The following is a 254-nucleotide window of genomic DNA, read 5'->3' as shown; positions in this document are numbered from 1 at the left end:
GAAGCCCGCCAGGGCGGAGACAGCTTCGCTGGCTCCGTTCACGACAGCCCGCCCCGCCAGGGGGACGCCCGGGAAAGCCATAAACAGGAGAGTAACGGAAAGAAGAAGAGGAAGAAGAACAACAACAATAACAAGCACGGTAACCACAGAAAAATAACATCAGAAAAAAACATTCCGGACACATCACAAACGGGAAGGGTAACGGGCGACGCGTCAGCGTGGCCCGCTTCCCTTCCGGCAGGCGTCAGCCTGCC

Annotated in this window: 1 pseudogene; it reads left to right on the top strand. The window is 57.5% G+C overall.

Annotated features, from left to right (window positions below):
* Window positions 1–254: pseudogene (locus BEA93_RS26010) on the top strand (hypothetical protein); the annotation flags it as partial.

The organism is Escherichia sp. MOD1-EC5950, from assembly GCF_002965345.1.
GTDB classification, from domain to species: Bacteria; Pseudomonadota; Gammaproteobacteria; order Enterobacterales; family Enterobacteriaceae; genus Escherichia; species Escherichia marmotae.
The sequence above is the reverse complement of the archived record's forward strand: the minus strand, read 5'-3'. Positions and strand labels throughout refer to the sequence as shown.